At 68.8% G+C, this 15,566-nt stretch carries 18 protein-coding genes; 9 read left to right on the top strand and 9 right to left on the bottom strand.

Annotation, left to right across the window (positions count from 1 at the left end; all coding sequences use genetic code 11):
• Positions 1–12 precede the first annotated feature (12 nt).
• Positions 13–1,035, bottom strand: coding sequence for a UbiA family prenyltransferase (locus D8I30_RS02405; protein ID WP_121481321.1), 1,023 nt, complete (start codon positions 1,033–1,035; stop codon positions 13–15).
• A gap of 125 nt (positions 1,036–1,160) precedes the next feature.
• Here D8I30_RS02405 and D8I30_RS02400 point away from each other — a divergent pair, with 125 nt between their 5' ends.
• Positions 1,161–1,376, top strand: a complete 216-nt coding sequence (locus D8I30_RS02400; RefSeq protein WP_121481320.1) for a DUF4287 domain-containing protein — start codon at positions 1,161–1,163, stop codon at positions 1,374–1,376.
• 2 nt (positions 1,377–1,378) lie between these two features.
• Here the strand turns inward: D8I30_RS02400 and D8I30_RS02395 are convergent, their stop codons facing one another.
• Positions 1,379–2,167 (bottom strand): LytTR family DNA-binding domain-containing protein, encoded by a 789-nt coding sequence (locus D8I30_RS02395; RefSeq protein WP_240387292.1) that lies wholly within the window; start codon positions 2,165–2,167, stop codon positions 1,379–1,381.
• Between the two features lie 161 nt (positions 2,168–2,328).
• On the opposite strand from D8I30_RS02395, the gene D8I30_RS02390 reads away from it, so the two are divergent.
• Positions 2,329–3,582, top strand: coding sequence for an acyltransferase family protein (locus tag D8I30_RS02390; protein ID WP_121481319.1), 1,254 nt, complete (start codon positions 2,329–2,331; stop codon positions 3,580–3,582).
• 23 nt (positions 3,583–3,605) lie between these two features.
• Here the strand turns inward: D8I30_RS02390 and ppk2 are convergent, their stop codons facing one another.
• Positions 3,606–4,349, bottom strand: a complete 744-nt coding sequence (gene ppk2 / locus D8I30_RS02385; RefSeq protein WP_121481318.1) for a polyphosphate kinase 2 — start codon at positions 4,347–4,349, stop codon at positions 3,606–3,608.
• A 102-nt stretch (positions 4,350–4,451) separates the two neighbouring features.
• On the opposite strand from ppk2, the gene D8I30_RS02380 reads away from it, so the two are divergent.
• Complete coding sequence (locus D8I30_RS02380) at positions 4,452–5,579, top strand: serine hydrolase domain-containing protein (protein ID WP_121481317.1); 1,128 nt, start codon at positions 4,452–4,454, stop codon at positions 5,577–5,579.
• A gap of 199 nt (positions 5,580–5,778) precedes the next feature.
• Positions 5,779–5,982 carry a cold-shock protein gene (locus D8I30_RS02375; protein ID WP_121481316.1) on the top strand — a complete coding sequence of 68 codons (204 nt, stop codon included), beginning with the start codon at positions 5,779–5,781 and terminating at the stop codon, positions 5,980–5,982.
• 174 nt (positions 5,983–6,156) lie between these two features.
• Here the strand turns inward: D8I30_RS02375 and gluQRS are convergent, their stop codons facing one another.
• Both gluQRS and D8I30_RS02365 read right to left on the bottom strand, forming a co-directional pair.
• Positions 6,157–7,005: a tRNA glutamyl-Q(34) synthetase GluQRS gene (gene gluQRS / locus D8I30_RS02370; protein ID WP_121481315.1), complete on the bottom strand. Its 849-nt coding sequence runs from the start codon at positions 7,003–7,005 to the stop codon at positions 6,157–6,159.
• Between the two features lie 16 nt (positions 7,006–7,021).
• Positions 7,022–8,155 carry a JmjC domain-containing protein gene (locus D8I30_RS02365; RefSeq protein ID WP_162938782.1) on the bottom strand — a complete coding sequence of 378 codons (1,134 nt, stop codon included), beginning with the start codon at positions 8,153–8,155 and terminating at the stop codon, positions 7,022–7,024.
• A gap of 45 nt (positions 8,156–8,200) precedes the next feature.
• Here D8I30_RS02365 and D8I30_RS14300 point away from each other — a divergent pair, with 45 nt between their 5' ends.
• From D8I30_RS14300 to D8I30_RS02355, 3 genes are all read left to right on the top strand, one after another.
• Positions 8,201–8,854 carry a DNA-3-methyladenine glycosylase family protein gene (locus D8I30_RS14300; protein WP_162938781.1) on the top strand — a complete coding sequence of 218 codons (654 nt, stop codon included), beginning with the start codon at positions 8,201–8,203 and terminating at the stop codon, positions 8,852–8,854.
• A gap of 65 nt (positions 8,855–8,919) precedes the next feature.
• Positions 8,920–9,582 (top strand): trimeric intracellular cation channel family protein, encoded by a 663-nt coding sequence (locus D8I30_RS02360; protein ID WP_121481313.1) that lies wholly within the window; start codon positions 8,920–8,922, stop codon positions 9,580–9,582.
• 159 nt (positions 9,583–9,741) lie between these two features.
• Positions 9,742–10,314, top strand: a complete 573-nt coding sequence (locus D8I30_RS02355; protein WP_205570760.1) for an HNH endonuclease — start codon at positions 9,742–9,744, stop codon at positions 10,312–10,314.
• Positions 10,315–10,317: 3 nt separating this feature from the next.
• Here the strand turns inward: D8I30_RS02355 and D8I30_RS02350 are convergent, their stop codons facing one another.
• A complete protein-coding gene (locus tag D8I30_RS02350) occupies positions 10,318–12,036 on the bottom strand; it encodes a M1 family metallopeptidase (protein ID WP_121481311.1) in 1,719 nt (572 codons plus the stop codon).
• Between the two features lie 325 nt (positions 12,037–12,361).
• Complete coding sequence (gene rpmB, locus D8I30_RS02345; protein ID WP_121481310.1) at positions 12,362–12,658, bottom strand: 50S ribosomal protein L28; 297 nt, start codon at positions 12,656–12,658, stop codon at positions 12,362–12,364.
• A gap of 193 nt (positions 12,659–12,851) precedes the next feature.
• On the opposite strand from rpmB, the gene D8I30_RS02340 reads away from it, so the two are divergent.
• On the top strand, positions 12,852–13,349 hold the full coding sequence (locus D8I30_RS02340) for a DUF3617 domain-containing protein (RefSeq protein ID WP_121481309.1): 498 nt from the start codon (positions 12,852–12,854) through the stop codon (positions 13,347–13,349).
• 96 nt (positions 13,350–13,445) lie between these two features.
• Here the strand turns inward: D8I30_RS02340 and D8I30_RS02335 are convergent, their stop codons facing one another.
• Positions 13,446–13,985, bottom strand: coding sequence for a CarD family transcriptional regulator (locus D8I30_RS02335; RefSeq protein ID WP_121481308.1), 540 nt, complete (start codon positions 13,983–13,985; stop codon positions 13,446–13,448).
• 310 nt (positions 13,986–14,295) lie between these two features.
• Positions 14,296–14,637 carry a ferredoxin FdxA gene (fdxA, locus tag D8I30_RS02330; protein WP_054764750.1) on the bottom strand — a complete coding sequence of 114 codons (342 nt, stop codon included), beginning with the start codon at positions 14,635–14,637 and terminating at the stop codon, positions 14,296–14,298.
• A gap of 174 nt (positions 14,638–14,811) precedes the next feature.
• On the opposite strand from fdxA, the gene D8I30_RS02325 reads away from it, so the two are divergent.
• On the top strand, positions 14,812–15,450 hold the full coding sequence (locus D8I30_RS02325; RefSeq protein ID WP_121481307.1) for a YceI family protein: 639 nt from the start codon (positions 14,812–14,814) through the stop codon (positions 15,448–15,450).
• Positions 15,451–15,566 lie beyond the last annotated feature (116 nt).

The raw sequence follows: 15,566 nt of genomic DNA, 5'->3' as shown, positions 1-15,566 counted from the left end.
GGAACGGTTCGATCAGAAAGCTAGGCCGTTGAACGCGATCGCGGCCAGAAGGATCAACCCCGCATCGCGATTTGACTTGAAAAGCCGCAGACACAAGACCGTGTCCTGCGGGTCCAGCCGCCGCGCCTGCCACGCCAGATGTAGGGCGTAGAGCGCCAGGCCGACATAGAAGACCGGCCCCAGACCGGCGGCGAAACCGGCCGCCCCGGCCAGGACCACGGCCAGGACGTAGAAGACGGCCACGCCTTCCTTGACCTTGCCGCCCAGGGCGCGGGCCGAGGACTTCACCCCGGCCATGACGTCGTCCTCGATGTCCTGAAGGGCGTAGATGGTGTCATAGCCCAGGGTCCAGAACAGCCCGCCCGCGTAGAGCAGGCCCGCCGACAGGGCGAGGTGACCCATCCGGTCCAGTCCCTCGGCCATCCAGTAGCCGTCGCCGCTGGCCTTGACCCTCAGCACATAGAGCCAGCCCAGGGCGAACAGCCCCCCCGTCGCCGCCGCGAAGCCCAGCAGGGCGCCCCAGTTGAAGGTCAGGCCCAGCCAGGCCTGGGGCCACCAGGTGATGCGCTTCATGAAGGGATAGGCCGCCACCAGGCCCAGAGACAGGGCGCCCAGCAGGACGGACATCAGGTTCATGGTCAGCAGGATGCACAGGCTGACCAGGCACAGGCCCGCCACGAACAGCCAGGCCTGCTTGACGCTGATCTGGCCCGCCGGGATGGGGCGCAGGGCGGTGCGCGCCACCTGGGCGTCGAAGTTTCGGTCGGCGATGTCGTTCACCGCGCAGCCCGCCCCGCGCATCAGGGCGGCGCCGACGGCGAAGCCGCCCAGCAGCCACAGCTCATAGCCGCCGAACGGCCGGTCGTACTGGTTCAGCGCCAGCATGATCCCCTGCCAGCCGGGCAGCAGCAGCAGCCAGGTGCCGATCGGGCGGTCGAAGCGGCCCAGCTTCAGCCACGGCTTGAGGCCCTCGGGGGCGTGGCGGTCCACCCAGTTCTGGCCGGCGGCGTCGGGAAGCGGGGCGGTGGTGTTCATGCAGGGGTCTTAGACCCTGAGGCCGTCGCGGGTGAAGGGGGCGCGTCCGATCCGCGTCATGCGAGGCCCATTGCGCAGCGCGGCGGTCGCGCGTCTAGTGGCTCGCAAACGCGAGGAAGCCGCCGATGACTGAAGCGCCGATCAAGGGCCCTGCGTCCTATTTCCCCTCTATCGAGAAGAAGTACGGGCGACCCATCGCCGAGTGGAAGGCGGAGGTCCGCGCCCGCTATCCCGCCAAGCACATGGAGCTGGTGACCCTGCTCAAGGACGAGCACGACCTGGGCCATGGCCACGCCAATGCCATCGTGGCGCACACGCTGGCGGAAGATGGCTTGAAGTAGGCCTAGGCGCCGGAGCGCTCGGCCCTGAGCCTCTCCAGCGCCTCGGGATAGCGGCGCGACAGCGGCGCCTCCAGTGATCCCAGTTCGACGGTCCAGTCGCCCGAGCCTTCGGGCCGCAGGCCGCTCATCCGCGCGGCGTTGACCAGCCAGCCGCGATGGGTGCGGACGAAGCCGCAGCGCTCCAGCTCCGCCTCCACCGCCGCCAAGGTGGCGCGCATCAGCGGGCGACGGCCGTCGGCCAGCACGAATTCGACGTAGTTGCCCGCCGAGGTCGCGGCCAGGATGTCGTCCAGCGGCGCGCGGATCAGCCGGGCCCCGTCGCGGATGTCGAAGCTGACCGGCCGCAGCGGCGTCTCGCGCGCCTCGCGCAGGCTTCGCACCGCCCAGAAGACGCCGACGAACAGGCCGTAGCTGAGCAGATCCTTGCGGAACTCATAGATGAAGCGCTCGACCGGCGGGCCGTAGTCATAGACCTCGCCCAGGGCGGCGTAGACGCCGTGGCGCATGGCCCCCATCACCAGCACGTGCAGCAGGCTGTAGAAGACCGCCGTCGCCAGATGCAGGGCGAAGAAGCGGGTGCACGCGCCCCAGCCGTCGTTCAGCCGGGCGGGCGGGGCGATGCGGCCCGCCAGCCAGGGCAGCCAGACCACCAGGGCCAGGGCCAGGGCGCTGGTGGCCTCCCACACCCAAGGCGCCCAGAGCCGCAGCGACGGTGAGTCGGTCAGCTCCGTCAGGGCGTTGACCACCATGAAGGCTGCGATGACGCCGACCGCGACCGTCCAGCCCTGCACGAGGTCGCGCCGCGCCCCGTTCGCCCCCTGAGCGTCGCCGCTCGTCCCCGGCGTCTTCGGATCGGCCCCGCCGGGCCTCCGCCCGGCCCCGGCCGGTTGCGGCCCGCCGCGCCGAAATGAGAGCCCAGGCCTCGCTTCGTCATTCCTCACAGGTCGCCCCCATGCCCGCCGAACCTCTCGCCCCGCCGACGCGCCGCCATGATCTGGACTGGATCCGCGTCGGCGCCTTCATGCTGCTCATCCTTTATCACGTCGGCATGTTCTACGTGCCCTGGGACTGGCATGTGAACAGTCCGCGCCCCGTCGAGGCGCTGGAGCCGGTGATGCAACTGACCAGCCCCTGGCGGCTGACGCTGCTGTTCCTGGTGTCGGGGGCGGCGACGCGCTTCCTGTTCGACGGCTTCGCGCGGCAAGGGGAGGGCGGCGCCCGCCGCTTCGCCGGATCGCGCCTGCTGCGCCTGGCGCCGCCGCTGCTGTTCGCCATGTTCGTGATCGTGCCGCCGCAGACCTATTACGAGGTGGTCGAGGCGGCGCGGGGGCTGGGCGTCGCCGACCCGGCGCATTCGCCCTGGCTGACCGACTTCTGGGTGAAGTACGCGACCGCCTCGGGCGGCTGGTGCGACGCCGACGGCTGCCTGATCACCCCGACCTGGAATCATATGTGGTTCGTGGCCTATCTGCTGGCCTACAGCCTGATCCTGGCGGGGCTGCTGGCGGCCGGGCGTCGCTTCCTGACGCCGATCCAGGCGGGGCTGGAGCGCGTCCTCAAGGGCTGGGGCCTGCTGGTCTGGCCGATCGTCTGGCTGGCGCTGATCCGCCTGGCCCTGGCCCCGATCTTTCCCGTCACCCACGCCCTGGTCGACGACTGGTACAACCACGCCCTGTCGTTCAGCGTCTTCCTGTTCGGCTTCGCCAGCGCGCGCTCCGAGGCGCTGAAGGCGGGCTATGAGCGCTTGCGCCGCCCGGCCCTGATCCTGGCCCTGGTGGCCTGGGCCGGGTGGGCGGCCTACGCCTGGACCTGGCGCGCCGAGGACGCCGTGCCGCCCGAGGCGCTGCAGGCGGCCATGCGCCTAGTCTATGCCGTCGACCAGTGGGCCTTCATCGTCGCCGTCCTGGGCTATGGCGCGCGCTATCTGAATCGGGGCGGGCCGGTGCTGCGCTATCTGACGGTCGGGGTCTTCCCCTTCTACATCATGCACCAGACGATCACCGTGGTGACGGCGCACCATCTGGCGCCGCTGGGCCTGCCCTTGCTGCTGGAGGCGGGGCTGCTGATCGCCGCCACCTTCCTGGGCTGTTTCGCGACCTATGAGGCGGCGCGTCGCCTGGGCTGGCTGGGCCTGCTGCTGGGCGTGCGGCCTCAACCGAGGGCCAGGCGGGCGCGGCGCCTCGAGCCTCTGGCCGCCGAGCGCTGATCGTCGGCGAGGGCGGCGCAGGCCTACTTCGCCAGCCGCCCCTTGGTCTTTTCGGCGGAGAAGACGATCTCGGAATCCGGCTTCTGGCACTCCAGCCCAGGGGCGGCCAACCGGTGCAGGACGTGGCGGATGATGTTCAGCCGCGCCTTCTTCTTGTCGTCGGTGGCGACGACCGTCCACGGCGCATAGTCGACGTGGGTGCGCTCCAGCATCTCGTTGCGGGCGGCGGAATAGGCGTCCCAGCGTTTCTGGGCCTCGGCGTCCAGCGGCGAGACCTTGAAGCGTTTCAGCGGATGGCTGACGCGCTCCTCCAGCCGCCGGTCCTGCTCGGCACGCGAGATGTCGAGCCACAGCTTGATGAGAATGGTGCCGGACTGGGTCAGCATCCGCTCGAAATGGGGCGCGTCGTGAAGGAAGCGCTCGTGCTGCTCGGGCGTGCAGAAGCCCATGACCGGCTCGACTCCCGCCCGGTTGTACCAGGAGCGGTTGAAGAAGACCGTCTCGCCCGCCGCCGGCAGGTGGCTGGCGTAGCGCTGGAAATACCACTGGGTCAGTTCGCGGTCGCTCGGCTTGGGCAGGGCGACCACGCGGGTCTGGCGCGGGGCCATGTATTCCGTCATCCGCTTGATCGCCCCGTCCTTGCCGGCGGCGTCGCGGCCTTCGAAGACGATGACGATCTTCAGCCCCTGGTCGATGGCCCAGGCCTGGGTCTCGACCAGTTGAATCTGCAGCATCTCCAGGGTGGCGTCGTAGTCGTCCTTGGCCATGGGGAGTCCTTTCGTCGCTGAGGGAGAACCTTGCGACCTTTTAACTGGACGCGCCAGAGGCGGGCGTCAGCATGGCGCCGTCATCGCCCTCGGAGCCGCCATATGATCACCCGTCGTCATGCCCTGGCCGCCGGCGCGGCCGCTGTCGCCCTGCCGTCCATCGCGAGCGCGGGATCGGCAGAGGCCCTGGATGCGGCGCTCAGCGCGGCTTTTGACGCGGTCGGGCCGGTCGCCCTCGCCGGGGGTCTGGTCACGCCCCAGGGGCTGGCGTGGTCCGGCGCGCGCGGTGTGCGTCGGGCGGATCACGAAGCTCTGGCGACGGCGGACGACCGCTGGCATCTGGGCTCCAACACCAAGGCCATGACGGCGGCCCTATGGGGACGGCTGGTCGAGCAGGGCCGCGCGCGTTGGGCCATGCCCCTGGCCGACGTCTTTCCGGGCCTGCGCATCGACCCCGCATGGGGAGCGGCGACGATCGACGATTTCATGAGCCATGCGGCCGGACTGGCCGACGCCTCCGTCATGGGGCGGCCCTGGCTGATGACGGCCCGGGCCGATCCCAGGTCCCTGCCGGAGCAGCGCCGCGCCCTCGTCGAGCAGGCGCTCAAGGCGCCGCCGGCGGGAACGCCGGGCCTCTTTCAATACGGCAACGCCAACTACGTCCTGGTCGGGGCGGCGATCGAGGCGATCACGGGCGGGTCGTGGGAGGACGCCATGCGGGCCGAGGTCTTCGCCCCCCTGGACCTCGCCAGCGGCGGCTTCGGCGCGCCCGGGGCCAAAGGGGCAGGGGGCGACTACGCCTGGGGCCATCGCCGCACGGGCGGCGAGGCTGTCCCGATGAACCCCGCCGATCCGGGGGCGGACAATCCCCTGGCCCTGGGGCCGGCGGGGACGGCGCACATGAGCCTGGCCGACTACGCCCGCTTCCTCGCGGTGTTCCTGACGGACGGCGGCGGCTGGCTGTCGGCGGAGACGGTGCGCCGTCTGACGACGCCGAGCGCGGGCCGGAGCTACGCCCTGGGCTGGATCGCGCTTCCGCCGCAAGCCTGGGCCGGGGGGCCGGTCGTGGCGCACGAGGGGTCGAACACCCTGTGGCGCGCCCTCGCTCTGGTGGACGTCCGGGGCGGGCGGGCCTTCATCGGCCTGTCCAACGACGGCGAGCGTGGCGGCCCGGCTTGCCAGGCCCTGGCCAGGGGACTGATCGCGGCCGCGTCGGGAGCCGGAAATTAAACTGTAAAGCTGGGGGGCCGCCGTTCGCTTTACAGTTGACCGCTGTGGATAGTCGGGTGACAACATCGCCGCAGTCCGGATTTCACGTGGGGTCCAAACCCGCGTCTCGCTCCTTCGCCTGAACGAGCTTGTCCAGATGGGCTGACGGGCGCTCCCGCGTGGACGTCCGACTGGCAAAGCGCGTTTACGGAGACGCAATATGGCGACCGGCACGGTCAAGTGGTTCAACCCCACCAAGGGCTACGGCTTCATCCAACCCGACACCGGCGGCTCGGACGTTTTCGTCCACATCACCGCCGTTCAGAAGGCGGGTCTGGCGGGTCTCGATGACAACGCCAAGGTCGAATACGAGCTGGAAACCCAGCGCGGCAAGACCTCGGCCGTGGAACTCAAGCTCCTCTAAGGCCGACGGACCTTCAGGTTCGTCAGACGAATGAAGACGCGGAGGGCGACCTCCGCGTCTTTTTTGTTGGACGGCTTTCAGCGCGCTATCGCTCGCCGCGCGGCGGCTCGCTGCTTGAGCGCGGTTGTCCTGCCGCTCGCCGCTCGCCGCGCGACGCGCGCCCGTCCTGGCCCTTCAGAATCCCAGTTCGGCTTTCAGCGCCTCGGGCGTCAGGCCGTCTGCGCGCAGTTCGGACAGGGTCGCCGAGCGGTCGCGCTTGGCGTAGCGGCGGCCGTCCGGCCCGGTCAGCAAGCGGTGGTGGCGATAGACGGGCGCCGGCCAGCCCATCAGGGCCTGGATCAGCCGCTGGATGTTCGTCGCCTCGAACAGGTCCTGGCCGCGGATCACATGGCTGATCCCCTGCAGGGCGTCGTCGTGCGTCACCGCCAGGTGATAGGCGGCCCCGGCGTCCTTGCGCGCCAGCACCACGTCGCCCGCCGTCTCGGGCCGCGCCTTGACCAGGCCGGTCTCGCCGTTCGGTCCTGCGCCTTCCTCGACGAAGCTCAGCGCCTCCCATGCCGCCCCGCCCAGCGCCGCCTTGGCCCGGTCCAGCGACAGGCGCCAGGCGAAGGGCCGCTCCTCGGCCAGAAGGCGTGCTTCTTCTTCCGCCGGGTGCGGGCCGGGCCGGGCCGCCTCGGCGGGGCCGTGGGGGGCGTCGCCGATGGCGTCGAGGATCTCCTTGCGCGTGCGGAAACAGCGGTAGAGCAGGCCGCGCGCCCTCAACGCCTCGCCCACGGCGGCGTAGTCGGCCAGGTGCTCGGATTGCCGCCGCACCGGCGTCTCCCAGTCGAGGCCGAGCCAGGCCAGGTCTTCATAAATTCCCGCCTCGAACTCCGGCCTGCACCGCGTCGGGTCGATGTCCTCGATCCGCAGTACGAAGCGGCCGTCTTCCGCCTTGGCTGCGCTCCACGCCGTCAGGGCCGAAAAGGCGTGGCCCTTGTGCAGGCGGCCTGTGGGCGAGGGGGCGAAGCGGGTGGCGAACATGGCGCGTCCGAGCGGGTCAGACCCGCTTCAACACTCCCGTCTTTTCGGCCTGATCGACGGCGGCGCGGATGTCGGCTTCCGGCACGAAGTCGAACTGGGCGATGACCTCCTCTAGGGCGAAGGCGGGCTGGGACAGCGCCCAGTGCATGGCATGGGCGACAGGTCCCTCATAGGCGGGGCCCAGAAGTCCGTTGGTCTTGTATTGCGTCAGCGGTGCGCGGGCCGGCAGGGCGAAGCTGTGCGTGCGCGGCGTCAGGCGTTCCTGAGTCATGGCCACCTCGTCGCGGAAGGTTGGAGAGGCGGTCAATTGCGCCAGCCGTCGGCCCAGGTCGGCGAGGTGCTGCTGCAGCGCCCGGCCGCCGTCCTTTTCGGCGGCCGGCAGATAGGCGCGAAAAGCGGAATCCTGCATGGCGGCCTGCTCGAGCAGGTTGAAGATGATCCGGCCATGAAGGGAGGCCAGCGAAAAGGTCACGTGAAGCGAGGCCGTGTCCTGGGCCAGGGCGTCATGATACCAGCCGCGCGGCAGATACAGGACGTCTCCCGGCTTCATCACGATCTCGGCCTGGAGGCGGCCTCTCGTCTGCTCGAACCATCGCCGCACATCGCCCACGCCCGAGGGCATTTCCACGGGGGCGTCCGCGCAACTCTCGTAGAGGCGCCACAGCTTCTCGCCTTCGGTCTGCACGGCGAAGACGTCGGTCAGGTCAAAGTGGGTTCCAAAGGCCTGAACGCCCTTGAACGAACAGTAGATGTTCGCGCCCACGGCGGCGGCGAACGGGCGTCCCAGCGCGGCTGAGAGGGCGGCTATGGGGGGCGTCAGATCCTGCACGTCGCCTGCAATCAGGCTGGCGCCTCCCGTCAGGAAAAGCGCGACCTTGGCGGGATCGGGGCGGAACGCCGCGCCGGACTGCGTCTGCACCGAACGACAATATTGCTCGGGCGGCACGGGCTGAGTGTCGCGCACCAGCTTCAGGCTCTGGGCGGTCCAGATCGAGGGCTGGTTCAGCAGGCTGTTGAACGTGCGCCAATCCAGAAGCGCCCGCTTCGGCGCGCCTTCGTCAGCCGGGATGTGCAGCGGTTTTCGGCCGTGGAACTCAGCGAAGAAGCGATCAGGGGTGATCGGGTGAAGAAGATCGTCCAGAGTACGCATGGGCGCGATGCTAGAGCGGCGCTGTTTTCCTGTCGATACGACCTCATGGCCCTTGCTCCGTCTGCTTCCTCCATCGCCGCCGCCCGCGACGCGCTCGCCGTGGCCGATCCGGCCCTGGCGCGGGCCCATGCCTCGACGCCGGTGTTCGAATGGCGACTGCGGCCCGGCGGCTTTGAGGGGCTGTTCCGCATGATCGTGGAGCAGCAGGTCTCGGTCGCGGCGGCGGCCTCCATCTGGAAGCGGGTGGTCGAGGGGCTGGACGGCCAGGTGACGCCGGACGCCGTGCTGGCGCTGGACGTCGAAGCGTTGCGGACCTTCGGCCTGTCCGGTCAGAAGGCGAAATACGGCCAGGAAATCGCTCGCGCCCAGGTCGAGGGGTGCATCGACTTCGACCACCTGGAACGACTGGACGACGCCGAGGCCGTCGCCGCCCTTGTCGCCATCAAGGGGGTGGGCCGATGGACGGCCGAGACCTTCCTGATGTTCTGCGAGGGGCGGCTGGACGTCTTTCCCGGCGGCGACGTGGCCCTGCAGGAGGCGATGCGCTGGGCCGACCGCGCCGAAGCCCGTCCGAACGAGAAGCAAGCCTACGCCAGGGCCGAGATCTGGCGGCCGCATCGCGGGGTGGCGGCGCATTTGCTCTGGGGGTGGTATGGAGGCGTTCGGCGCGGCGAGATCGCGCTGGACGAAGGGGCCTGAGCCCCGTTTTCCATTGACGACCGGGGGCGACCCCGAAGACGGCGCCCCTGAGCGGCGCCCTGGGGATGATGACGATGTTGGAGCCGATCGCCGGCGCAGACCTGGCCCGACCGGCGGCCGTCCTGCCGTTGCTGGACTTCGCGGGCGTGGCCGTGTTCGCGGCCACCGGGGCCCTGGCCGCCGCGCGCCAGAAGCACGACGTCCTGACCCTGGCCTTCTTCGCCGCCGTCACCGGGGTCGGGGGCGGGACGTTGCGGGACCTGCTGATCGGCGCCCCCGTCTTCTGGGTGCAGGACTGGCGCTACATCGCCGTCTGCGTGGCCGTGGCGGTCGCCTTCTGGACGCTGGGGGCGCGGTCATGGCGCTTCCGGGCCCTGCTGTGGCTCGATGCCGTCGGCCTGGCGGCCTACGGGGTGATGGGGGCGGCCAAGTCCGCCAGCTATGGGGTCGCGCCCCTGATCTGCATCGTCATGGGGGTGCTGACGGCCTGTTTCGGCGGGATCGTGCGCGACGTCCTGGCGGGCCAGCCCTCCATCCTGCTACGGCGCGAGCTGAACATCACCGCGGCCCTGGTGTCGGCGGGCCTGTTCGTCGGGCTGAAGGCGGCGTCGGTCCCTATCTGGCCGGCGGTCGGCGCGGGCCTGGCGGCGGGCCTCCTGCTGCGCGCCGGCGCCTTGATGTGGGGCTGGAGCCTGCCGGCCTTCCCCAGCGCGGCCAGCCGCTACTGAGCCCGCGGCCCGGAGCCTGGCGCGGGTCGTCACGAAAACTCCTCATGCCGGTCATGGCGATGCGCGGGAATCAGGCGTAGGATTTTCGTCAGCAGACCAAGGAAGGAGACGTGTCTTCAGTCCTGTAGCGTCGATATCCCCCCGCATGGACGGGAGGGCCTGATGCAGGTCCTGACCCGTCCGCCGTCCGGTTTTCCAGCCCTGGTGCTGAACGCCGACTTCCGGCCCTTGTCCTACTTCCCCTTGTCGCTGTGGCCCTGGGAAGAGGTGGTCAAGGCTGTATGGCAGGACCGCGTCGACGTGGTCGCCACCTATGACAAGATCGTCCGCAGCCCCTCGCTGGAGATGCAGCTGCCCAGCGTGGTCTGCCTCAAGTCCTACGTCGATCAGGACCGCAGCCCCGCCTTCACCCGCTTCAACGTCTTCCTGCGCGACGGTTTCGCCTGCCAGTATTGCGGCGAGCCGGGCACGGCCCAGGACCTGACCTTCGACCACGTCATCCCCCGCTCGCGCGGTGGCCGCACCACCTGGCAGAACATCGTCGCCGCCTGCGGCCCCTGCAATCTGCGCAAGGGCGGGCGCACCCCCGGCCAGGCCCAGATGCCCCTGCGCCGCACCGCCCACCAGCCCAGCGCCTGGCAGCTACAGCAGGCGGGCCGCCGTTTCCCGCCGCACTTCCTGCATCAGAGCTGGCTGGATTACCTCTACTGGGACATCGAATTGGAGCCTTAGACGTCAGGTCTTCGGCGTCTGCGACGCCTTCCACCGCTCCAGATATTCCAGGCGGCGCAGCACCTTGGAGCCGGGATCCAGAAGGATGTGCGCGCTCGCGGGCGCACTGAACGTCGCGCGGCCGTCGGCCATGGGCAGGACGCGCCGCTTGCCGTCCACCTCGATCTCGACCGGCAGGGGGAAGGGGCGGGCGTTGCCGGTCTTCCATTCCAGGCTCACGCGCTCGCCGTCGCGGGTCATGACCAGATCGGGCAGGGCGGCTTGGTAGAGGTAGGCGTCGAAGAACCAGCCCAGATCACGGCCGGTCACCTCGTTGACGATGGCCACATACTCCGGCGTCGTGGCGTAGCGCGGCTGGAAGTTCCCCGGCTTGGGATCGGGGCGGCCGTACACCAGGCGGCGCAGGGATTCGTAGAAGGCGTCGTCGCCGATGTAGAGGCGCAGGGTGTGGGCGATCAGGGCGCCCTTGTAATAGAGGTCCAGCGCCGGTCCGGTCTCGGCGTTATAGACGGTCCCGGCGTCCTGCGGCCGGCCCGAGACGACGGGGAACCGGTTGGCGAGCGTCAGCCGCATGGTCTGCAGTTCGGCCTGCATGGCCCGCTCGCCGTTCAGCCAGCGGGCGTAGAGGGGCTGCATATAGGTGCCGAACCCCTCGTGCAGCCACATGTCGTCCCAGTCGGCGTTGGTCATCTGGTTGCCGAACCACTCGTGCGCCAGTTCGTGCTGCAGCAGCCAGTCGTAGCCCTTGCCGTCCAGCTTGTAGCCGTTGCCGTAGGCGTTGATGGTCTGGTGCTCCATGCCCAGGTGCGGGGTCTCCACCACGCCCATCTTCTCGTCGCCGAAGGGGAAGGGGCCGATCGTCGCCTCGAAGAAGTCCATCATCTTGGGGAATTCGTCGAACAGGGCCTGGGCCTTGGCCGGATCGTCGGAGGCCAGGCGCCAGAAGCGCAGGGGGATCACTTTGCCGAACCGGCTGGGGTAGTCGGCGGACATCTCCATATAGGAGCCGACGTTCAGGCTGATGGCGTAGGTGTCCGGCTGGCGCGCGGTCCAGTTCCAGGTCGTCGTGCCGTCGCCGTTGTCTGTCTTGCCGAGAAAGCGGCCGTTGGCGGGGGCGCTGAGGTCCGACGGCACGGTGATGTGCAGGTCCACCCGGTCGGGCTCGCCCTGCGGATGGTCGATGCAGGGCCAGAACAGGTCGCAGCCCTCGCCCTGCACCGCGCTGGCGACCCACGGCTGGCCGTCGGGCGTGGTGGTCCAGACGAAGCCGCCGTCCCAGGGCGCCCGCTTGGCCTGATGCGGGCGGCCGGCGTAGGCGATGCGGACATTAACGACTTCATCCACAGCGAAGGTCCGGGGTAGAGCAATGCTCAGCCGACCTTCGGGATTGCTCCAAGCTCCGGGTGGTAAGGACTGACCGTTCAGCTGAATCTCGATGATGTCGAACACAGCGTCCAAGTCCAAATCGATGAACTCTATCGGAGCTAGCGGGGCGAAAGTCAGGGTGGCTTCACCCCGCAAAGCCTGCTCGTCGGGCAATACAGTGAAAGACAGGTCCGCCTTGTCGAACCGCACTACCTTTTGCGAACCTCTGCGGGCTGTGCCGCTGGATAGGGTGAAGGCGGTGGAGTCGCGCAACTGGGCGACTGATTGCTTCTCCTGCGCGAGGGCGGGCGACGACAGCAGGGCCGTGGTCAGGCAGAGGGCGGCGAGAGGGCGCAAGACGAGGGCTCCGGCGAGATGAGCCGAGAGGGTAGCGGGGGAGCGCCGTGCGGCAACCCTTTGCTTTGCGTCATTGCCCTTGCCGGCGTCCCACAGGTGAAGCCCTCCCCCTCGATGGGGGAGGGTTGGGTGGGGGTGGAGGCAGGAGCTGGATCGCCAAGCTCGGAGACGCCGGCGCCTCACGCGCCTTTGCATTTAATGCCTCGCGGGCACCCCCATCCCCGCCCTTTCCCCATCGAGGGGGAAGGGAGACGCTCTGGAAGCGCGCCAAACAAAAAGGCCGGCGTTTCCGCCGGCCTCTTCAAAATCCGTCAGTCGACGCCGATCAGGCGGCGGCTTGCTCGGCCAGCTTGGCGCGGACCTGACGCTTGATGCGCAGGGCGGCGGTCGACAGCTGCTCGTCGCGGGCCTTGACGATGAAGGCGTCCAGGCCGCCCTTGAAGTCCAGGGTGCGCAGGGCGGCGTTCGAGATCCGCAGCGAGAAGGTCTGGCCCAGCGATTCCGACTGAACCTTGACCGTCTTCAGCGACGGCAGGAAACGGCGCTTGGTCTTGATGTTGGAGTGGCTCACGTGATGGCCGACCATGGGGCCGATACCGGTGAGTTCGCAGCGACGCGACATCTTAAGATCCTCAAGGTCACATCCGCGGACCGATGCGGACGCATGAAACAGGGGCGCGGCGAGCAAAGGGGCCCGCGCGAGAGGGGGCCGTATAGAGGAATGACTCGCCGGGCGTCAAGGCTGGAGTCATTCTGAAGGCGACGGATCGCTGTCGTTCAGCAGCCGTTCAAGCCGTGCCTATATAGAAAGATCCATGAACAGTTCCATGAACGCCAAGCCGATGAAGACCCTGACGCCCTTCGCCAAGCTCGCGGCCATGGCCGCTCCCGTGCTCGCCGGCGCCGTCATGCTGGCCGCGCCCGCTTCGGCCCCGCATGCGCAGTCGGCGGCCCAGAGCGAGGTCTTGCCAGGCTACTGGGAATACACCACCAGCGTCATGGGCGCGCGCGACACCGAACAGAAATGCGTGCGGCCCAGCGAGATCAACCGCTTCTTCGGCGGCCTGTCGACGCGCAAATGGCAATGCACCTATCCGACGCGCGAGGTCGGCGACGGCAAGGCCCGCTTTGAAGGCAGTTGCCAGGACCGCAAGGGCCGCCGCATCAATGTGCGCCTGAACGGCACCTATGAGCAGCAGGCCTTCCGCTTCAACGGCGGCGCCCAGTTGGTGCGCGGGACCCCCTACATCCCCGCCAGCATCACGGCGCGACGTCTGGCCGCCCAGTGTCCGGCCGGCGCTGAATATTTCTGAGGGAAGCTGAAAAGGGCGGCGGCCGCCGGTCGCGCGTCACAAAAAAGGCCCGGCGTCGCCGCCGGGCCTTTTGTCGTCTTCGAAGGGCGCCGGGTGTCAGGCGGCCTCGGCCTCGGCGGCCGGAGCGACGGGCTTCTTGGCGCTGAGCGACTTGCCCAGCAGGGCCATGGCCTCGTCCTTGTCGATCTTGTTGGCCGCGGCGACTTCGCGGGCCATGCGGTCCAGGGCCGATTCATAGAGCTGGCGCTCGGAATAGGACTGTTCCGGCTGGGTCTCGGCGCGGTGCAGGTCGCGCACCACCTCGGCGATCGAGATCAGGTCGCCCGAGTTGATCTTGGCTTCGTATTCCTGGGCGCGGCGCGACCACATGGTGCGCTTGACGCGGGCGCGGCCCTTGAGCGTGGTCAGGGCCTTGGACACGGTGTCGTCGGCGGCCAGGGTGCGCAGGCCGGCAGTCTTGGCCTTCTTGGTCGGGACGCGCAGCGTCATCTTCTCGTGCTCGAAGGTCACGACATAGACTTCCAGCGCCATGCCGGCGACTTCCTGGGTCTCGATCGCGGCGACCTTGCCGACGCCGTGGGCTGGATAGACCACCGCATCGCCAACCTTGAATTCCAGACCGGTCTTGCTCGTCATGTCATTCCTTTCCCGAACCAGGGGAAGCGAGATCGCCGCCGTGTCTTCCAAGCAAAAACCGCCCGTCCGCCGGGCGTCGGGCCCGTCGGTTGAGCGGAGGGTCGCACTGTCAGACGCGAAAACGGATCACCGAACCTCTGGCCGACCCCGTCCTCGCGGCGGGGCTCTGTCGCAAATGCGGGCGGCGCGCAGAACTGCGGAACCGCCCGTTTCGAATAGGCAGGAACCTATCATAAAATTAGGGAATCTCAAAATATCCACAGGGCGGTCGGCGTGGCCGGGCACAATGTGACCGCAATGTGGCGGGTTCTTAGGAGCCCTTGCCCGGCTTGGGGCTGAAATACTTCTCGAACTTGCCGGTTTCGCGCTCATACTGCTCGCGATCCGCCGGGGGCGTGCCCTTGACCGTGATGTTCGGCCAGACCTTGGCGTATTCCGCGTTGACCTGCAGCCACTTGCCGTCCGGCTCATCCTCGGTGTCAGGGACGATGGCGTCGACGGGGCACTCCGGCTCGCACACGCCGCAGTCGATGCATTCGTCGGGGGCGATGACCAGGAAGTTCTCGCCCTCGTAGAAGCAGTCCACCGGACACACTTCGACGCAGTCCATGAACTTACATTTCACGCAGGCGTCGGTGACGATGTAGGTCATGGCGGGCGGGGATCAGCCTGTTGCAGGGACAAAAACGGTCGAGGGCGGGGAAATGACCCCGCGAGACCCAACTGTCAACCGAGGGCGCGGTCGCGCGCCGCCCCCGCTTGACGCCGTCCCGGCCAGCCGACATCCAAGGCGTCGGCATATCGTCGTTCAGAAGGAGGTTCGCCCATGCGTCTCATCGCCCGATCCGCTGTCGCCCGCATCGGCGCCGGAGCTCTCGCGCTCAGCCTTCTGGCCGGCGGCGCCGTCGTCGCCCAGGCGGCCCTGACCAAGGTCCCGTCCGAGGTGCAGGCGGGCGACTACAGGCTGGATTCCGCCCACGGCAAGATCACCTGGTCGGTCGATCATCTGGGCTTCTCGACCTATACGGGCCAGTTCGTGAACGTGCAGGCCCAGCTGAAGCTGGACCCGGCCGATCCGTCGGCCAGCCGCCTGACGGCGACCGTCCCCCTGACGGACGTCGCCTCCAACTCGGACGGGCTGAACCGCCACCTGCAGACGGCGGACTTCTTCGGTACGGCCAACCACCCGACCGCGACCTTCCGCTCGGTCCACATCATGCTGGACCCGGCCCAGCCGAACCGGGCCATGGTGCATGGCGAGCTGACCCTGCGCGGGGTGACCAAGCCGGTGACCATGCAGGTCAGGTTCAACCAGGCCGGCCCGACGCGCGGCGGCTACAAGGCCGGCTTCGACGGTGAGGCGACCATCAAGCGCTCGGACTTCGGCATCACCTACGGCCTGCCCGCCCTGGGCGACGAGGTGACGCTGCACATCGAAGGCGAGTTCGTGAAGCCGCAGGGCTGAGTTTTCCTCCCCATGGAATGGGGAGGGGGACCGCGTAGCGGTGGAGGGGCTTCTGCGCTTGAGGAGGCGGCCCCTCCGTCTCGTCGGCTGCGCCGCCGATCCACCTCCCCATTGCA

The sequence above is a fragment of the Brevundimonas naejangsanensis genome (assembly GCF_003627995.1).
GTDB lineage: Bacteria > Pseudomonadota > Alphaproteobacteria > Caulobacterales > Caulobacteraceae > Brevundimonas > Brevundimonas naejangsanensis_B.
The sequence above is the reverse complement of the archived record's forward strand: the minus strand, read 5'-3'. Positions and strand labels throughout refer to the sequence as shown.

Coding starts and splice junctions, on each gene's coding strand:
- D8I30_RS02405 (WP_121481321.1), bottom strand. CDS start 1,035: ATGAACACCACCGCCCCGCTTCCCGACGCCGCCGGCCAGAACTGGGTG.
- D8I30_RS02400 (WP_121481320.1), top strand. CDS start 1,161: ATGACTGAAGCGCCGATCAAGGGCCCTGCGTCCTATTTCCCCTCTATC.
- D8I30_RS02390 (WP_121481319.1), top strand. CDS start 2,329: ATGCCCGCCGAACCTCTCGCCCCGCCGACGCGCCGCCATGATCTGGAC.
- ppk2 (WP_121481318.1), bottom strand. CDS start 4,349: ATGGCCAAGGACGACTACGACGCCACCCTGGAGATGCTGCAGATTCAA.
- D8I30_RS02380 (WP_121481317.1), top strand. CDS start 4,452: ATGATCACCCGTCGTCATGCCCTGGCCGCCGGCGCGGCCGCTGTCGCC.
- D8I30_RS02375 (WP_121481316.1), top strand. CDS start 5,779: ATGGCGACCGGCACGGTCAAGTGGTTCAACCCCACCAAGGGCTACGGC.
- gluQRS (WP_121481315.1), bottom strand. CDS start 7,005: ATGTTCGCCACCCGCTTCGCCCCCTCGCCCACAGGCCGCCTGCACAAG.
- D8I30_RS02365 (WP_162938782.1), bottom strand. CDS start 8,155: ATGCGTACTCTGGACGATCTTCTTCACCCGATCACCCCTGATCGCTTC.
- D8I30_RS14300 (WP_162938781.1), top strand. CDS start 8,201: ATGGCCCTTGCTCCGTCTGCTTCCTCCATCGCCGCCGCCCGCGACGCG.
- D8I30_RS02360 (WP_121481313.1), top strand. CDS start 8,920: ATGATGACGATGTTGGAGCCGATCGCCGGCGCAGACCTGGCCCGACCG.
- rpmB (WP_121481310.1), bottom strand. CDS start 12,658: ATGTCGCGTCGCTGCGAACTCACCGGTATCGGCCCCATGGTCGGCCAT.
- D8I30_RS02340 (WP_121481309.1), top strand. CDS start 12,852: ATGAACAGTTCCATGAACGCCAAGCCGATGAAGACCCTGACGCCCTTC.
- D8I30_RS02335 (WP_121481308.1), bottom strand. CDS start 13,985: ATGACGAGCAAGACCGGTCTGGAATTCAAGGTTGGCGATGCGGTGGTC.
- fdxA (WP_054764750.1), bottom strand. CDS start 14,637: ATGACCTACATCGTCACCGACGCCTGCGTGAAATGTAAGTTCATGGAC.
- D8I30_RS02325 (WP_121481307.1), top strand. CDS start 14,812: ATGCGTCTCATCGCCCGATCCGCTGTCGCCCGCATCGGCGCCGGAGCT.